The sequence below is a fragment of the Stenotrophomonas sp. TWI1149 genome, from assembly GCF_039673155.1.
In the GTDB taxonomy this organism is placed as follows: domain Bacteria; phylum Pseudomonadota; class Gammaproteobacteria; order Xanthomonadales; family Xanthomonadaceae; genus Stenotrophomonas; species Stenotrophomonas maltophilia_AA.
This window is the reverse complement of record NZ_JBDJLB010000009.1, coordinates 82,248-98,139: the sequence shown is the minus strand read 5'-3', so window position 1 is coordinate 98,139 and position 15,892 is coordinate 82,248. Positions and strand designations below refer to the sequence as shown.

At 68.2% G+C, this 15,892-nt stretch carries 16 protein-coding genes; 8 read left to right on the top strand and 8 right to left on the bottom strand.

Annotated elements, in window-relative coordinates:
* Positions 1–51: 51 nt before the first annotated feature.
* Positions 52–1,569, top strand: coding sequence for a hypothetical protein (locus ABE424_RS11835; RefSeq protein ID WP_346491804.1), 1,518 nt, complete (start codon positions 52–54; stop codon positions 1,567–1,569).
* A 51-nt stretch (positions 1,570–1,620) separates the two neighbouring features.
* Here the strand turns inward: ABE424_RS11835 and ABE424_RS11830 are convergent, their stop codons facing one another.
* Positions 1,621–2,394 (bottom strand): lytic transglycosylase domain-containing protein, encoded by a 774-nt coding sequence (locus tag ABE424_RS11830; RefSeq protein WP_346491803.1) that lies wholly within the window; start codon positions 2,392–2,394, stop codon positions 1,621–1,623.
* 272 nt (positions 2,395–2,666) lie between these two features.
* Between ABE424_RS11830 and ABE424_RS11825 the strand changes: the two genes are divergently transcribed.
* Positions 2,667–4,271: an EAL domain-containing protein gene (locus ABE424_RS11825; RefSeq protein WP_346491802.1), complete on the top strand. Its 1,605-nt coding sequence runs from the start codon at positions 2,667–2,669 to the stop codon at positions 4,269–4,271.
* A 9-nt stretch (positions 4,272–4,280) separates the two neighbouring features.
* Here the strand turns inward: ABE424_RS11825 and ABE424_RS11820 are convergent, their stop codons facing one another.
* Both ABE424_RS11820 and ABE424_RS11815 read right to left on the bottom strand, forming a co-directional pair.
* Positions 4,281–5,228: a polysaccharide deacetylase family protein gene (locus ABE424_RS11820; RefSeq protein ID WP_346491801.1), complete on the bottom strand. Its 948-nt coding sequence runs from the start codon at positions 5,226–5,228 to the stop codon at positions 4,281–4,283.
* A 106-nt stretch (positions 5,229–5,334) separates the two neighbouring features.
* A complete protein-coding gene (locus ABE424_RS11815; protein ID WP_346491800.1) occupies positions 5,335–6,537 on the bottom strand; it encodes an MFS transporter in 1,203 nt (400 codons plus the stop codon).
* Between the two features lie 309 nt (positions 6,538–6,846).
* On the opposite strand from ABE424_RS11815, the gene ABE424_RS11810 reads away from it, so the two are divergent.
* Positions 6,847–7,749: a LysR family transcriptional regulator gene (locus ABE424_RS11810; RefSeq protein ID WP_346491799.1), complete on the top strand. Its 903-nt coding sequence runs from the start codon at positions 6,847–6,849 to the stop codon at positions 7,747–7,749.
* Between the two features lie 174 nt (positions 7,750–7,923).
* On the top strand, positions 7,924–9,534 hold the full coding sequence (locus ABE424_RS11805; RefSeq protein WP_346491798.1) for an ABC-F family ATP-binding cassette domain-containing protein: 1,611 nt from the start codon (positions 7,924–7,926) through the stop codon (positions 9,532–9,534).
* 9 nt (positions 9,535–9,543) lie between these two features.
* On the opposite strand, the gene ABE424_RS11800 is transcribed toward ABE424_RS11805, so the two are convergent.
* Positions 9,544–10,875, bottom strand: coding sequence for a GTP-binding protein (locus ABE424_RS11800; RefSeq protein ID WP_346491797.1), 1,332 nt, complete (start codon positions 10,873–10,875; stop codon positions 9,544–9,546).
* 70 nt (positions 10,876–10,945) lie between these two features.
* Between ABE424_RS11800 and ABE424_RS11795 the strand changes: the two genes are divergently transcribed.
* Positions 10,946–11,317, top strand: coding sequence for a MerC domain-containing protein (locus ABE424_RS11795; protein WP_346491796.1), 372 nt, complete (start codon positions 10,946–10,948; stop codon positions 11,315–11,317).
* Positions 11,318–11,326: 9 nt separating this feature from the next.
* Here ABE424_RS11795 and ABE424_RS11790 read toward each other — a convergent pair whose 3' ends face one another.
* Positions 11,327–11,659, bottom strand: coding sequence for a hypothetical protein (locus ABE424_RS11790; protein WP_346491795.1), 333 nt, complete (start codon positions 11,657–11,659; stop codon positions 11,327–11,329).
* A gap of 237 nt (positions 11,660–11,896) precedes the next feature.
* Here ABE424_RS11790 and ABE424_RS11785 point away from each other — a divergent pair, with 237 nt between their 5' ends.
* Both ABE424_RS11785 and ABE424_RS11780 read left to right on the top strand, forming a co-directional pair.
* Positions 11,897–12,376 (top strand): hypothetical protein, encoded by a 480-nt coding sequence (locus ABE424_RS11785; protein ID WP_346501914.1) that lies wholly within the window; start codon positions 11,897–11,899, stop codon positions 12,374–12,376.
* A 78-nt stretch (positions 12,377–12,454) separates the two neighbouring features.
* Positions 12,455–12,874, top strand: a complete 420-nt coding sequence (locus ABE424_RS11780; RefSeq protein ID WP_346491793.1) for a hypothetical protein — start codon at positions 12,455–12,457, stop codon at positions 12,872–12,874.
* A gap of 148 nt (positions 12,875–13,022) precedes the next feature.
* On the opposite strand, the gene ABE424_RS11775 is transcribed toward ABE424_RS11780, so the two are convergent.
* Positions 13,023–13,508 carry a transposase gene (locus tag ABE424_RS11775; RefSeq protein ID WP_346491792.1) on the bottom strand — a complete coding sequence of 162 codons (486 nt, stop codon included), beginning with the start codon at positions 13,506–13,508 and terminating at the stop codon, positions 13,023–13,025.
* Between the two features lie 190 nt (positions 13,509–13,698).
* Between ABE424_RS11775 and ABE424_RS11770 the strand changes: the two genes are divergently transcribed.
* Positions 13,699–14,541, top strand: coding sequence for an MnmC family methyltransferase (locus tag ABE424_RS11770; RefSeq protein ID WP_346491791.1), 843 nt, complete (start codon positions 13,699–13,701; stop codon positions 14,539–14,541).
* A gap of 12 nt (positions 14,542–14,553) precedes the next feature.
* Here the strand turns inward: ABE424_RS11770 and ABE424_RS11765 are convergent, their stop codons facing one another.
* Together ABE424_RS11765 and ABE424_RS11760 are read right to left on the bottom strand one after the other, a co-directional pair.
* Entirely contained in the window at positions 14,554–14,730 is a 177-nt protein-coding gene (locus ABE424_RS11765) for a hypothetical protein (RefSeq protein WP_346491790.1), read from the bottom strand.
* A 111-nt stretch (positions 14,731–14,841) separates the two neighbouring features.
* On the bottom strand, positions 14,842–15,654 hold the full coding sequence (locus ABE424_RS11760) for an alpha/beta hydrolase (protein WP_346491789.1): 813 nt from the start codon (positions 15,652–15,654) through the stop codon (positions 14,842–14,844).
* Between the last annotated feature and the right edge of the window lie 238 nt (positions 15,655–15,892).

Below are 15,892 nucleotides of genomic sequence, written 5' to 3'. Positions count from 1 at the left end.
AGGCTGGGTTCCGGTTTCAATCGGGGCTGATGCCAAGGAAGGAAGTAGCGCATGACCCGCCGCACTGGTATTGCTTGCACCCTGCTGTTGTCGATGTACCTCGTACCCGTCGCGGACGCGGTGGCGGCGATGCAGGACGGCGTCACTCCGGTTGCCGCCGAGGTATCTACTGCCGATCCTGATTTCATGGCCGAACTGACGGCAGCCATGGATCAAGGTGCCAGTGGCGACACTCTCGGCGCAGCGATCGTCTTCGAACGGCTGCTTGCCGATCCCCGGCTGCTCACCCTGGACGATGCGAAGCGCAGCCATGCCTGGCATATCGCTGCGCTGGTGGCAGGCGAGCAGAAGCAGGAAGCGCTCGCCGGGCAGCGCCTGCAGACCGCACTGTCGATCAACCCGCATAACACCGCGGCGCGGTTCCTGCTCGCGGCAGGCCAGTTGGCGGACGACAAGGTCGCGGCGTCGGCGGACAATGTCATCCGCGGAATCGCAGATACCGAGGGTGCACTCGATCTGCCCAAGGATCTGGTCTGGCATCTGGCGGTGGCGGTGAAAGACACCCCGGCGACCCAGTTGAGGCTGCTGCAGGGTCTGTTCGACCACGGCTGGAAGAGTGATGGCATCGAGCCGGCCGAGCTCTGGGTCACCTTGGCCACGCTGCAGGTCGAGGCCGGGGAGCATGACAAGGTGAGCGCAACGCTGGCGCGTGTGGACCAGCCGTTCCCGCTGGTAATGCTGCGTAGCGACAAGCGCTTCGACCGCTACCTTGAACGCGGCACGCCTCGCTTCGATCCCGTGGCGGCCGCGCAGCGCCACATCGATCGATTGCGGGTGGCCACCATGCTGGCGCCCGGGATCAACGACGCGGCAGTCGAACTTGCCTATGCGCTGCTGATCGCAGGACAGTCGCAGGAGGTCATCGGCATGACCCAGTCACTGGCCGACTACGCGTCCACGGCTCCCTCACGGCCGCAGGGCGATGAAGCGCGTTCGGTAGGATGGCTGCTGGAGCTGCGCGGTCGGGCGCAGCGCCAGTTGGGCCAGAACGATGACGCCCTCGACACCCAGATCCTGGCCGTACGCATGGCCGAGGACAGTGGCCTGGTGGATCAGTCGCTTGGCCTGGGATACCTGTACGCCGTACTGCTGCGCCCGACGGTGGCCCGGGAGGCGGTTGAGGATCTGAAGGACCTCACTGCGCAAGGTGAAAGTGCACGTCAACTCATTGACCTGATCGCCGCGCTGCAGCTCAACGACAGCGCCGCCGCACAGCGCGCACGCGACGTATTGTCTGCACAGCGCCAGCAGGCCAGCGGCATCTACATGACGTCGCTTGTGGCCGACAACCGGCTGGACGAAGCCGCCGCCACGCTGATCGCCCGGCTTGCCGATCCACTCGAACGAGGTGGCGCGCTGCTGGAGCTGCAGGGGTTCCGCATGTCACCCCTGCTGCCGGGTGAAGTGGCCTTCCATGCCCGCTGGGACCAGTTCGCGCAGCGTGCCGACGTCAAGGCCGCGGTAAGCGCAGTCGGCCGCGTAGAGCCCTATGCGCTTTACAACGAATGACATGCAGCCCGTGCAGTGCCTGGCGCAGGTTCCTCGCGCTGAAACACCGGCCTACTTCGCCGGCGTCTCCACCTTGAAGCCCATCGCCTCGCGATACCGCACATACAGCGCGCTGACCTTCTCCACATAGGCCAGCGTCTCGGCATACGGGGGCACGCCCTTGTACCGCGTCACCGCACCGATCCCCGCGTTGTAGGCGGCGGCGGCCAGCACGCGGTCGCCTTTATAACGGCGCAGCAGCGCCTTCATGTAACGCGCACCGCCACCGATGGACTGCTCGGCCGAGAGCGGATCGGCCACGCCGTATTCGGTGGCGGTATCGGGCATCAGCTGCATCACGCCCTGCGCGCCCTTGGGCGAGATCGCGCCGGCGTCGAAGCCACTCTCGGCATGGGCGATCGCCCGCAGCCAGGCATCGTCCACCCCGGTGGCTTTCGCCGCGGCCTTGAACTGCTTGGCATGCCGGTTCAACTGCGGCGTACCGACCTTGCCCAGACCTTCATGCGCCGGTTCGCCCGGCGGCGTGGCGACAGTGAACTTCAGGAACACGCGCGAGCCCGGCAGGTTGCGGGTCGAGTAGACCAGCGCACCGTCCTGCTCGCGTTCGTACAGGGTGCCGCTGAAGACGCCCATGTTGCCCCACAGGTTGGGCGTCTGCACGGCGGTGTCGTCGATCTGCTGCGCGGTGCAGCGGGACCCCGGCTCGGGCGCGGTGGCCAGGCTGACCGTGTTGCTCTGCACGCAGCGATAGACCGTGCGCGCCGATGCCAGGCCAGGCAGCAGCAACGACAACAGGGCCAACGCGGCAGGCAGGGTCGGATTCATCGGCTCGGATCGGGGGCACGGAAGGGTGCGGCGCGATCATCCGGCCGGGGGCGCGAACCGAAGGTGAATACCGGGCCCGTCCCGGCGGGCCCATGACGGGATCAGCCCGTTCGGTCCGTGATCATCCCCTGCCCGCGCCGGCTCGGCGGGCGACCTTGGACGCGCTGGTTTCAAATCGACCGCACTGATGGTCATATAGCGACTGGGGCCGCGACCGCCCTGGCCCGCCGGGCTGCCATGGAACCCCCTTTCGACGAGGCATCGAGATTCGCTTGAACCGCCCCAGGATCATCGCCGTCACCGTCCTGCTGGCCCTGCTCGGCGCCCTGGTGCCGATCGCCACCGTGTTCTATTTCACCTGGAGCCGCGCCAGCGAGTCCGAGCAGGTACGGCTGCAGACCACCGCGGAGCGTACCCTGCAGCGCGCGCACCGCGCTTACGAGGGTGCGTTGAACGCCCTGCGCCAACTCGACCAAAGCACATTGACGCCCTGCTCTCCCGAGCATCTCCACTTGATGCGCAGCTTGGTGATGAGCACCCATTCGGCCGAGCAGATCGGCTACTTCGAGAACGGTCGGCTGGCCTGCACCTCGTGGGGGCCGATGGACGCCGAGGTCGCGCAGCCGACACCCGCCTACGTCACCGCGGAAGGCGCCGGGATCACGCTGGGCGTGCACGCACTGGCCGGCAGTGGCCGGCAATCTCTGCTGGCCTTGGGCTACGGCCGTTACGACATCCTGATGGACCCGGCACGGCTGATCGACGTGATCGTCGATCCCAACGTGCGGCTGGCCGTGGCCAGCCCTGATGGACGGCTGATCGCCCAGCAGGACATCCAGGACCAGGCATTGCTGCAGCGGCTGCTGCGCGAGCCGGCCACCGGCATGGAAGGCCAGACCCTGTATGCCACCGCGCAGGACCAGGAGTGGCTGGCGATCGCCACCGCACCGCGCACCGATCTGGTCGCCGCGTTCCGCCACCAGATCGGCCAGTTCATTCCGCTGGGCGTGCTCGGCGCGCTGGCGGTGATCGGCGGCGTGGTCTGGCTGTCGCGGCGGCGGCTGTCGCTGCGTGGCGAACTGGCCACCGCGGTGCGCAAGCGTGAGTTCTTCATGCACTACCAGCCGATCATCGAGCTGGCGACCGGCATCTGCGTGGGCGCCGAATCGCTGGTGCGCTGGCGCCGTCCCGATGGCAGCCTGGTGCGCCCGGACCTGTTCATTCCACTGGCCGAGGAAGCCGGACTGATCGATGCACTGACCGACCAGGTCATCGACCACGTGATCGCCGACATGCGCACCCTGCTGGTGCAGGATCGCAGCGCGCACATCGCGATCAACCTGGCCGCCGAGGATGTCAGCAGCGGGCGGGCGCTGAAGGTACTGGCGGCCAAGCTGCACGGCACCGGCATCCATCCCCAGCAGATCTGGCTGGAAGCGACCGAGCGCGGCTTCATGGATGTCCGCCGCGCGCGTACCCACCTGGCCAATGCACGACGCATGGGCCACTGCGTGGCGATCGACGACTTCGGTGTCGGCTACTCCAGCCTGCAGTACCTGCAGCAGCTCCCGCTGGATGCGTTGAAGATCGACAAGTCGTTCATCGATGCGATCGGCACCGACAGCGCGACCAGCCCGGTGACCTCGCACATCATCGAGATGGCCAAGACGCTGGGCCTGTTCACCGTCGCCGAGGGCGTGGAAACCCCCGCGCAGCTGGCCTATCTGCAGGCACGCCAGGTGGAGTTCGGCCAGGGCTGGCTGTTCTCCAAGGCGCTGCCGCCGGCGGAGTTCGTCGCGTTCCACGAACACCGCAAGCAGCAGTACGGGCAGGCCCCCGAAGATATGCAGAACCCCAACGGCGACACGCCCGACTGAGCGGCCTCCCTACTCCGCATCGAGCCCGGCCAGCGTCATCACCCACGCCGGCACCTGGGGTTCGCCCGCGTAGAAGGCCTTGGGCCTGTTCTCGGCCATGGCCCAGCGCTGGATCCAGCTGATGCCGCCGGCACCGTTGTAGCCGTCGGCATGCTGGTAGGCCGGATCCTGCAGCGCGGCCTCCAGCGAAACGAAGCGATAGCCGCGCCGGCGGGTGGCCGCGACCAGTTCCTCCACGCAATCGGCGCTGAGCGCGTTGGCGTGGATCAACCACACCTGCGCCGGGAGCCGGCCGAGCAGCTGCTGGCCCTGCTGTTCGTAATAGTCCAGCTTGTTGAGCATGTACGGCACATAGCCGCGGCGCAGCTGGCGCAGGCGGGCCTCGCGCGCAATGGGATCGGTCTCGGTATCGCGCACGTGGTCGTAGGCGAACGCCCATATCCACTCGCTGTTGTCGACCGTGACCGGCGCCACCCGATACCCGTGCTGCTGCAGGAACACACCGAGCGCGGCACGTTCCTGCGGCGACTGACCGGCCCGCAGATAGGGATGCCGGAACCAGCGCGGCGCCTGTCCGGTCTCGGCCAGCAGCGGGCGCAACGTCGCTTCACCGCGCAGGATGGCCTGCTCATACGCGGCCAGCCCGATCGCATGCAGATCGACATGGCCGAAGGTGTGGTTGCCGAGCTCGAACCCGGCATCGCGCCAGTCGCGCAGCATCTGCACGCGTGCCGGCTGTATCCGGCCATCCACCTCGAGCTTGACCTCGTTGACGAAGCCCACCACCGGCACGTCCGCGTGCTTCAGGGCCGCGATCAGCTGCGCATGGCGGGCAGCAAGCTCGGGCTCGGGACGTTCGTCCAGACGCTGCCAGGGCAGATCGTCGATGGTCAGCGCGATGCGCCGATCCGGCGCCGCCGCGTGGGCGATGCCGGCCAGGCACAGCAGTGCCAGCACAGCACTTCGAAGAACTCCCTTGCGCACCCGCTGCTCCCATCGCGATACCCGCCCCCAGCATAGCGCCGGGTATCGCGGCCCACCTTGCCGTGTGCGGCGGCTGGGCTCAGTGCGCGATCGGTTCCCATGCCCGCGGCTGGCGCAGCACCACGACCAGCGTGGCCAGCAGCAGCACCAGCAGGACCGCCGGCAGCCAGCGTTCGCCGACGGTTTCCAGCATCACGCCGCCGAGGATGCCGGCCAGCGCGATCGCCAGGTTCCAACCGGTCACCACGAACGACTGCGCGATGTCACCGGCCTCGTCGGCGCGGCGCGCCACGGCCGTCTGGAACTGGGTGGCGACGCCACCGAAGGACACGCCCCACACCACCGTGCCGGCCACCAGCACCCACGTCGAACCGGGCCACAGGCCAAACGCCACCGCCGAGAGCGCAAAGGCCACCGTGCTCGCGATCACCAGCCCGCGCAGCCAGCGGTCCACCAGCAGGCCGGTGATCCAGATGCCGACCAGCGCGGCCACGCCGAACACCAGCAGCAGGCGATCCAGCCATGCGGCCGCGCCGGACAACGCCGCGAAGGGTTCGATGTAGGTGTAGAGCACGTTGTGCGCCAGCACGTACAGGAACATCGTCAGCAACGCGGTGCGCATGCCGCGCAGGCGCAGCACGCTGCCCAGTGGCTGCTGTGCCGCCGCGCCCGGCGCCGGCAGCGGCGGCAAGGCCAGCCGCGCCCACACCAGCAGGCCCACGCTGAGAATCGACATCAGCGCGAACGCCCAGCGCCAGCCGATGGTCTGGCCCAGCAGGGTGCCGGCCGGAATGCCCAGCGACAGCGCCAGCGGTGTACCCACCATCGCCACCGCGATCGCCCGACCCTGCAGCTGCGGCACCACCATGCGGCTGGCATAGCCGGCCACCAGCGACCACAGCAGGCCGGCGCTGATTCCGGCGCAGAAACGCGCGACCAGCATCACCCCGTAGTGGTGGCTCATCGCGGTGATCGTGTTGACCACCACGAAGCCGGCGATCGCGGTGAGCAGCAGCGGACGCCGCGGCCAGCGCCGGGTCAGCGCGGTCATCGGCAGTGCCGCGACCAGCGAGCCCAGCGCATAGATGGTGACCAGCTGTCCCACCAGCGCGCGGCTGATGCCGAGATCGGCGCTCATCGGCGACAGCAGCCCGGCGGGCAGCGCCTCGGTGAGGATGGTGATGAAGCCCGCGCAGGCCAGCGCCAGTAGGCCGCCGAGCGGCAACCGGGTGGCAGCGTCGGCCACGGGGACGGCGGTGGGATCGAGCACGTGCCCGCTCATGGGGAGGCCACCGTGCACGCAGCGGTACGGGGGGCGGAGAGCGAGGCAGGGGCGTGGCGAGCAGACATGGGCAGCGGCCGGAAGGAGGGGAGCGCCACCGTAGGCGCTGCGCGGCCGGCGAAACAGCGGGGCGGCGCTCCGCACATTCCGGACTGCGGTGGCGGCAATCGGCAAGGTGCCTGCCCTGCAAGGTCCTGCGCCCGAACCCACCCACGGCGCACCGCAGTGTTGCGGGCCGATGCGCGCGCCCCTGCTCCTGCGCACCCCGATGGCCGCTAGAGTGGCCGCTTCCCTCCTCTGTGGCCGCCCATGTCAGCCCTGGACAACCTCGGCAATCTGCAGACCTTCGTGCAGGTGGCCGATACCCGCAGCTTCGTCGAGACCGGCCGCGTGCTCGGCATCTCCGCTTCGGCCGCCGGCAAGACCGTATCGCGGCTGGAGCAGGCGCTGGGCGTGCGGCTGTTCCATCGCAGCACCCGCAGCGTCACCCTCACCGCCGAGGGCGAGCGCTTCCTGGTGCGCTGCCGGCGCATCCTCGACGAGCGCGATGCCGCCCGCGATGAGCTGGTCCAGCAGACCGAGGCGCCGACCGGCGTGCTGCGGGTCAGCCTGCCGCTGGTCGGCGACATCTCGCTGCCGCTGCTGACCGAGTTCATGGCCGCCTACCCGGGCATCCGGCTGGAGCTGGATTTCGACGACCGCCTGGTCGATGTGATCGAGGAAGGCTTCGACGCCGTGCTGCGGGTCAGCGAGCCGGCCGACTCGCGCCTGAGCGCGCGGCAGCTGGGCGAATTCCCACGCTATCTGGTGGCCTCGCCGGACTACCTGGCCCGCCGCGGCACCCCGCGCCTGCCCGAGGACCTGCTGCTGCACGACTGCCTGCACTACCGCTTTCCCAGCAGCGGCAAGCTGGAGTGTTGGCCGCTACCGCAGACCCCGGACGCCGCGCCGCTGGTCCTGCCGATCTCAATGGTCAGCAATACGATCGAGGCGCGGCTTGCTTTCGCCTTGGCCGGGCGTGGCATTGCTTACCTTCCCGAGCACTCGGTGCGCGACGCGCTGGCCGATGGCCGCCTGCAGCGGGTGCTGGCCAACCGCATCCACGCCTGCGGCAGCTTCTACCTGCTGTGGCCCTCGGGCCGCCATGTGCTGCCCAAGCTGCGCGTCTTCATCGATTTCATCAGCGCGCGGCTGACCGGGGTGAGTTGCTGAGCAGGCCGCGTTCATCGCCCGGCCGCCGGGCGGTTTTATACTGGCCGCGCGACAGCCAGTCGCCTTTGTTGCCGAGGTAGGCCTACATGCGCCATTGATGCCGCCGTCGTCTGACGGCCTGTCTCCACCCGCCTGTCCTGCAGGAGGGGAGTCCTTGGCATCCATGGAGGTCGCATGACCGCATTTGCCCTCACGCTCGATCGCGTGACGCATACCCTGCCCGACGGCCGGGTCCTGTTTTCCGAACTGTCCGCCGCGTTCGACGGCACCCCGACCGGCCTGGTCGGGCGCAACGGCGTGGGCAAAAGCGTGCTCGCCCGCCTGCTCAGCGGAGATCTCACGCCCACGTCCGGCCGCATCCAGCGCAGTGGCCCCGTGCACCTGCTCGCGCAGCACAGCGGCGTGCCCGCAGGTCGCATCGCCGATCTGGCCGGTGTCGGCCCGGTGCTCGATGCACTGCACCGCATCGAGGCCGGCAGCGTCGACCCGGACGACTTCACCTGCGTCGGCGAGCGCTGGGACCTGCGCGAACAACTGCAGGCGCAGTGGCACCTGCTGGGCCTGCCAGCGCTGGATCCCCTGCTGCCGGCCGCCACGCTCAGCGGTGGCCAGGCGGTGCAGGTGGCGCTGGCCGGCGCGTTCCTCTCCGGTGCCGAGGGTCTGATCCTGGATGAGCCCAGCAACCATCTCGACGCCGCGCATCGCGAGCGCCTGATCGCGGCGCTGCAGCGCTGGCCCGGCGGCCTGATCCTGATCAGCCATGACCGTGCCTTGTTGAACAGCATGGCGCGCATCGTGGAGCTGTCACCGGCCGGACTCCGCCACTACGGCGGCAACTACGCGCTCTACGCCGCGCAGAAGCAGGACGAACGCCGCAGCACGGACGCGCAGCTTGCCCTGCGTAAACGCGAGCGCCGCCAGCAGCAGAACGAGATGCGCGACCAGCGCGAACGGATGGAACACCGCCAGGCGCGGGCGACACGCGATGCACGCACCGCCAACCAGGCACCGATCCTGCTCGGTGGCATGAAGAACCGCAGCGAGCACAGCGCGGGCCGCTGGCAGGCGCAGCAGAGCGAGCGCCGTACCGAACTGGACGCGCGCGTGCGCGAGGCCGCCGGCGAGGTGGAGCAGGACATCGAGATCGCCCTGCTTGCCCCGGTGATCAGCCAGCCGGGCCCACAGCGCGTGGCCGAGCTCGTCGCTGCCGGGCTTCCGTGGGTGCAGGCGCCGTGGAGGACTCTCGATCTCACCCTGCAGCGTGGGCAGCGGATCGGCGTGCAGGGACGCAACGGCAGCGGCAAATCGACGCTGCTGCGGTTGTTGGCCGGCACGCTGGCGCCGGTGTCGGGGCATGTGGAGGTTGCGGCCAGCGTCGCCCTGCTTGACCAGTCGCTGACGATGCTGCCGGGCGATGCCTCGGCGCTGTCACTGCTGCAGCGCGCGCATCCGCTGGCCAGCGAAGGCACGTTGCGCACACAGTTGGCGCTGCTCGGGCTCGATGCCGAGCGCAGCCTGCGGCCGTTGGCCACGCTGAGCGGTGGCGAGCGGTTGAAGGCTGCACTGGCCTCAGTGCTGTACGCGCAGACACCACCACAGCTGCTGTTGCTGGACGAGCCGGGCAATCACCTCGACCTGCCCTCGCTGACCGCACTCGAGCAGATGCTCAACCAGTACACCGGCACGCTGATGATCGTCTCGCACGATAGCGCGCTGCTGGACGCGGTCGGCCTGACCCACACGCTGCACGCGGCCGACGAGGGATGGCGGCTGACGCCGATGTAACGCCGGCGGTCAGGCCTGCGCCCACGCCGGAAACGCATCCGGCAACAGCTGCCACAGCAGCGGGCCGGCGCGCAGCTCCTCATCGTTGAGCAGGCAGGCATCCAGCTCGGCGCGGACCGCGTGCTCGTCCATCGCCACCCCGATCACCGCCAGCTCCTGGCGGCGGTCGCCCCACCAGGGATGCCACAGCCTGCGCATGGCCTGGTACTCACCGGCATCGCCGACCTGCTCGACGCTGGGCATCGGCGCGGTCCAGCAGCCCGCCTGCTGGCGGGCCCAGCCCATGTCGGTATACGGCACGCGCGTGGGCGGCAGCGTCGGCGCGGTGTTGTCCAGCCCGGCCTCCATGCGCTCGCGCGAGGCGTACCAGAACCCAGCCACCGATGTCTGCGTCGCCGCACCGACGCTGGAAAGCTCCCCGACCGAGTCCATGCGGTTGGCCAGCCAGAAAAAGCCCTTGCTGCGGATCACGCTGCCCAGCCCGGTGTCGAGCAGCTGCGCGAAACGCTGCGGATGGAACGGCCGGCGCGAGCGGTAGACGAAACTGGTGATGCCGTATTCCTCTGTCTCCGGCGTGTGCTGGCCGCGCAGCGCCTGCATCCAGCCCGGCGCCAGCTGCGCTTTGACGAAGTCGTAGCGGCCGGTATCAAGCACCTCGTGCAGCGGCACGTTGCCGTGTTCGGCCAGGACCAGCCGCGCATCGCGGTTCATGGCGCGCAGCACGGCCAGCGTCGACTGCAGCGTGTCGTCGTCGATCAGATCGCACTTGCTCACCACGATCACGTTGGCGAACTCGATCTGCTCCGCAAGCAGGTTGACCACACCGCGGTCGTCGTCTTCACCAGCCTGCTGGCCGCGGTCGATCAGCCGATCGCTGGAGCCGAAGTCGTGCAGGAACCGCGCGCCATCGACCACCGTCACCAGCGTGTCCAGCCGCGCGATGTCACTGAGGCTGAAGCCCTCTTCATCGCGCACCGAGAAGGTCGCCGCGACCGGCATCGGCTCGGCGATCCCGGTCGACTCGATCAACAGGTAGTCGTAGCGTCCTTCGGCCGCGAGCCGGCGCACCTCCTGCAGCAGGTCATCGCGCAGCGTGCAGCAGATGCAGCCGTTGCTGAACTCCACCAGCGTCTCCTCGGTGCGGCTCAGCGCAGCGCCGCCGTCGCGGACCAGCTGCGCGTCGACATTGATCTCGCTCATGTCGTTGACGATCACCGCCACCCGGCGGCCCTCGCGGTTGCGCAGCAGCTGATTGAGCAGAGTGGTCTTGCCGGCGCCGAGGAAGCCGGACAGCACCGTCACCGGCAGGCGGGAATCACGAAGGGCAGCAGAGGCAGTCATGGCGGAGCAGGTCAGGAGAGGGAACGAAATGTTACTATATAACATTCATAACCCAAGACCCCTACGCCCCATGAAGCGATCCTCTGCCCTGTTGGATGCCGGCGCCATTGCGCTGTCCGGCCTGTGCCTGCTGCACTGCCTGGCCCTGCCGCTGCTCGCGGCGATGCTCCCGCTGCTGGGCGTGTGGGCCGAAGCCGAGTGGGTACATGCCCTGTTCGTGGCGATCGCCGCGCCCCTGACCGGGTTCGCGCTGTGGCGCGCGCACCGCCATCGCCCGCTGCCTGCGTGGGCGATGGCCGGCGCTGCGGCCGGGCTGCTGTTGCTGCTGGCCGGCGCCCTGGGCTGGCCGAGCCACGAAGCCGAGACCCCGATGACCGTGGTTGGCAGCCTGCTGCTGGCCAGCACGCATGTGTGGAATGCGTGGCGGCGGCACCGGCACTGAGCACACGGCTCAATGCTTGAACATCATCCCGACCAGGAACAGCACCAGCGGTGCTGCACTGAGCACCGCGCCGATGATGCCCAGCCACGGCCAGCGTTCCTGGCGCACGCGCGAGCCGACGGTGGCGATCAGACCCACCGCAGCCGAGGCGAGCACGCCGATGGACACGCCGGTGGTGCTGGCGCCTGCGGTGACACCGTGATTGGCGGCGGTGGCGATGTGTGCGGCGAAGGCCCCGATGGGGAGGCCGAGGAAGCTGACGAGGCCGAGCAGCGGGAGTCGTTGGGCACGCCGTTCAACTGCCGCCGAGGATCGAACGGGGCGGATCTTCTCTTCGTGCACGCGGATGGCTCATGGGGATCGCCACCAACGTACACCTTTCATTCCGCGATGCCGAGAGCAGCCCCGCCTGCCCAAGGTGGGACTGCGCTGGACGGCCATCGATCATGCTGAGCGTACGAACGCATTCCATAAAGAACTTCATCGGGCGCAAGCAGCGAAGCCTGATGGACCACACAGCACGCACGGATTGGACCGTGGACGCTACATGCTTCTGCCACTCCCAACAGGGTATTCACCATGCGGGCCTGTTTCGCACTTCTCCTGACTGTCTCGCCGTTCTCATCAGCGGCGCATGCACAGGAACCCCACGACAGGATCGAGTTCACTGCCGACGGACACCGCATCGTCGTACGCACGAGCTACTGGCCGGATCAGCACGGTGGCACCGTGCCTGTCGAGCAACGCCTGCAAGTGAATGCCAATGGTCATCTACGGTATGACTTCCACGCGCAACGCGCGGAAACCCAGGCCTACCACGAGGCGCTCTGCGCTGAATCAGGCATGGAGCCAATGCGAGACGGGGAGGCCTTCATGGGGGGCAACAGTGCAGGCTGGGGCTGCTACAGCGTCGAGGAGTACGACCCGGATGCACCCATTCCATCATTCGATGTCGACGCGGGGGTGTTCCCGCAGGTGGGTAGCACGCATCCTGGAGATATCCGTCAGCGTGCAGTAGAGGCCAGCGGAGTTTGCGAAAGAGGCGGAACCTTGGTGTAGATCAGCCCGGCAGGCTTTACACGGCCTTGCGCCGCGCGGTGCCTACAATGCCCCCACCACCCGCCGCCAGGATCCGCCATGCGCCTGCTTGCCTGCCTGCTCCTCCTGGCCCCGCTCCTGTTGACGGGCTGCGGCAGCGACAACAGCGCAGGCGTGTTTTCCTCCGATCCGATGCTGGGCTGCTATGCCACCCACGCGCGCAAGCCGGCCGAGTTCCGCGTCGAGCAGCAGAGCGGCCAGTACTACGTGTCCTTCCACCGCGATGAGCAATGGCAGCGCGACGCTACACCGCTGCAGGAATCCAGCCGCGCCGAGATCGCACAGTTCTTCCGCGACGATGCGGATCAGATCGACAAAGCGCTGGTCCGGCCCGGCGGCGGCTTCGGCATCTTCAAGTTCAATCCGGGTGCCACGCTCAAGGGCAAGGCCAAGGACAGCGACTACATGGCCCTGGTCCTGATCGGCGCGGGCCCGGTGTTCCCGGTGAAATGCCCCTGACCCTCCGCGCTGGATACCCCCACCCGCCGGACCACCGGCGGCAGGCAGCGATCACCACCCGCCCGCACCGGTAGCCCGGCCCGCAACACCCATCCCCGACACCGCCCCACCCGCAGGCCTACACAGGCGGGCATCCCCTCCCCGTACTTCAACATGGCGTCTCCGGATCACGGCGACCGCGATGGATCGAGCTGTACGGCCACTGCGTCGCATCGCGCACATGCCCGTGCTTGACCGGGTTCTGGTGCACATAGGCCACATGCCGCTGCAGGTCGTCGGCGTCCACGATCCGATGCTCGCGGAAACCGTTGTGCCACAGCGGCCGCAGACTGCGATCCCGGCGCAGCTGCAGGCGCGGCTCCGCCACCGGCAGCTGGCGGTCGAAGATCGCCTGGATCTGCGACCAGCGACGATGGCCCTCCTCGTCGCCCTCCGGCAGCGTCCACACCCCATGCAGGTGATCCGGCAGCACCACGATCGCGTTGATCCGGAACGGGCGCGCCTGCTGCGCCACCCGGAACGCCAGCCGCAGCACCTGTGCCTGCTCCACCAGCAGGCTGCTGCTGCGATCGCGCAGGTGCGCACTGAAGAAGTACGCCGTACCGGTGGGCCAGAGGAGGTGGTCGTAGGACATGACCCAAGTATCCAAAGTCCCCGGCCCGCTACGATCAGCGCACTCCCTGCCAGCGCCTCGGACACCCGAGCACGCAAGGGTCGGATTCCCGCCCTGAGGGAGCGCATCGGGGCCCGCGACGGCCTTCTCAGGTACGATGCCCACCCCTGACTGACAGACCGCCTGGCGCCCGCGCCGCGGCCCCGATCCCGTGCCCCATTACACCGGCCCCCTGTTGACCCGCCCGCTCGCCGAGACCCTGACCCGCACCCGCGACGCCGGCACCGGGGAATGGACGGGCTCGCTCGACCTCGGCCGCTCCACCGGCACCGCCCTGCTGGCGGCCGACCACTGGCAGTGGAAGGGCGAGACCTATCCCTACCCCGGCAAGACCAAGGACCGCACCCTGTACTACTGGGACGGCGAGGAGTTCCTGGCGATCTCGCGCTTCGGGTCGGCACTGATCAAGCTGGTGCCGACCGACTGGGACGCGCCGACCTTCGAGATCGACGGCATCAAGATGCTGCCCAGCGCGCAGGTGTCTCCGTTCGAGGATGCCCGCCGCAAGGTCGCGCTGATCGCCCCGGCCGGCAAGACCGTGCTCGACACCTGCGGCGGCTTGGGCTATTTCGCCGCGTGCTGCCTGGAAGGCGGCGTCACCCGCGTCCGCTCGTTCGAGAAGAATCCGGACGTGCTGTGGCTGCGCACGCTCAACCCGTGGTCGCCAGACCCGGAGGCGGAGAGCAGCGGCGGCCGGTTGTCACTGAGCCAGGGCGACGTGTCGCAGGAGATCGAAGGGCTGGAGAGCGCATCGGTCGACGCGATCCTGCACGACCCACCGCGTTTCGGCATCGCCGGCGAGCTGTATTCGCAGGTGTTCTACGATCAGCTCGCACGCGTCATCCGCAAGGGCGGCCGGATGTTCCATTACACCGGTGCGCCGAACAAGCTGACCAGCGGCCGCGATGTGCCGCGTGAGGTCGCCAAGCGTTTGGAAAAGGCGGGGTTCAAGGCCGAGCTGGCGATGGATGGGGTGCTTGCGGTCAAGCGTTGAGTCAGGTGTCGCTCAACTGCCGCGGGGCAGTTTGGCCGCCCACATGTTGTCGACCAGATTGGGATAGCGCCGCCCGTTTTCCTCGGCGCGCTGACGGGCTGCGCTCTTCTGCGCCTCGGAGAGCGGCTGCGACTTCTTCTGCCCGTTGGGGTTGGGCTTCTTCCAGGGCGGTGTCTGGGACTGGGCCATGTGCGGTCTCGACTGGATTAACGCTGCATTTCCGCTCAGCGAGTGCAGCTTACAAGAACGCCCGACACGTGATCGCAACGTGCCGGGCGCTATCTGCGAACGACCTCCGACTTACTTCTTCAGGAAGTCCAGCAGCGCCGTGTTGAACGCCTCGGCATGGCTGGCATTGCAGCCGTGCGGCGCGTCCTTCAGCACCACCACCTCACTGCCCGCGATGGCCTCATGCGTACGCTTGCCCGAGCCTTCGAACGGCACCGTGCCGTCGCTGTCGCCATGTAGGACGAGGGTTGGCACCGTGACCTTCTTCAGGTCGGTACGGAAATCGGTCGTCCCGAACGCCTTCATGCAGCCCAGCGCCGCGGTCTGGTCGGACTGCTTGCAGAGGTTGATCGCCGCCTGGCGCTCTTCCTCGCTGACCTTCAGCTCGCCGTTGGCGCTGAAGAAATCCGTGGTGAAGCCATCGAAGAACGTATCGCGATCCTTCTCCAGGCCCGCGCGCATTTCATCGGCTTTTTCCTTCGTCAGCGGGCCCTCGGGGTTGTCGCTGGTCTTGAGCATGTAGGGCGGCACCGCCGAAGCGAACACCACGCTGTGCAGGCGCGACTCGCCGTGCTTGGCAACATAGCGCGCCACTTCACCACCGCCCATCGAGAAGCCGACCAGGGTGGCGTCCTTCAGGTCCAGATCCTCGATCACACCGGCCAGATCATCGGCGAGCGTGTCGTACTCGTAGCCATCGGCCGGCTTGTCCGAGCGCCCGAAGCCCCGGCGGTCATAGGCCACCACGCGGTAGCCCGCATCGCGCAGCGCGGGAACCTGCGCCTTCCACGATTCGGCCGAGAGCGGCCAGCCGTGGATCAGCACCACCGGGCGGCCGGTACCACCGGAATCTTCAACGTGCAGGCGAACGCGGGAACCAGCCATGGGAACTCCTTGGAGCGATGGGGAAGGAAGAAGCGATCCTAGGCAGCCGAGCTTGTGCAGGCCGTGAACGATTCCGCCGCATCACTGACGTGACGTGCACAGGCCTGACTGACATCCGCCGATGGGTTCAGCGAAACGACGACGGGATGACGCAGCACGATCTCAGCTTCTGAGACGGCGCCCGACGATAGTTGCCGAGGGGCATCGTCGACGCTGGGAACCGGTACATGGACTGTCA

What these genes read in the sequence shown, in the direction of transcription:
- ABE424_RS11765 (WP_346491790.1), bottom strand. Translation starts at nt 14,730, where the DNA reads ATGGCCCAGTCCCAGACACCGCCCTGGAAGAAGCCCAACCCCAACGGG.
- ABE424_RS11830 (WP_346491803.1), bottom strand. Translation starts at nt 2,394, where the DNA reads ATGAATCCGACCCTGCCTGCCGCGTTGGCCCTGTTGTCGTTGCTGCTG.
- ABE424_RS11800 (WP_346491797.1), bottom strand. Translation starts at nt 10,875, where the DNA reads ATGACTGCCTCTGCTGCCCTTCGTGATTCCCGCCTGCCGGTGACGGTG.
- ABE424_RS11780 (WP_346491793.1), top strand. Translation starts at nt 12,455, where the DNA reads ATGCGCCTGCTTGCCTGCCTGCTCCTCCTGGCCCCGCTCCTGTTGACG.
- ABE424_RS11810 (WP_346491799.1), top strand. Translation starts at nt 6,847, where the DNA reads ATGTCAGCCCTGGACAACCTCGGCAATCTGCAGACCTTCGTGCAGGTG.
- ABE424_RS11775 (WP_346491792.1), bottom strand. Translation starts at nt 13,508, where the DNA reads ATGTCCTACGACCACCTCCTCTGGCCCACCGGTACGGCGTACTTCTTC.
- ABE424_RS11805 (WP_346491798.1), top strand. Translation starts at nt 7,924, where the DNA reads ATGACCGCATTTGCCCTCACGCTCGATCGCGTGACGCATACCCTGCCC.
- ABE424_RS11815 (WP_346491800.1), bottom strand. Translation starts at nt 6,537, where the DNA reads ATGAGCGGGCACGTGCTCGATCCCACCGCCGTCCCCGTGGCCGACGCT.
- ABE424_RS11785 (WP_346501914.1), top strand. Translation starts at nt 11,897, where the DNA reads ATGCGGGCCTGTTTCGCACTTCTCCTGACTGTCTCGCCGTTCTCATCA.
- ABE424_RS11760 (WP_346491789.1), bottom strand. Translation starts at nt 15,654, where the DNA reads ATGGCTGGTTCCCGCGTTCGCCTGCACGTTGAAGATTCCGGTGGTACC.
- ABE424_RS11795 (WP_346491796.1), top strand. Translation starts at nt 10,946, where the DNA reads ATGAAGCGATCCTCTGCCCTGTTGGATGCCGGCGCCATTGCGCTGTCC.
- ABE424_RS11835 (WP_346491804.1), top strand. Translation starts at nt 52, where the DNA reads ATGACCCGCCGCACTGGTATTGCTTGCACCCTGCTGTTGTCGATGTAC.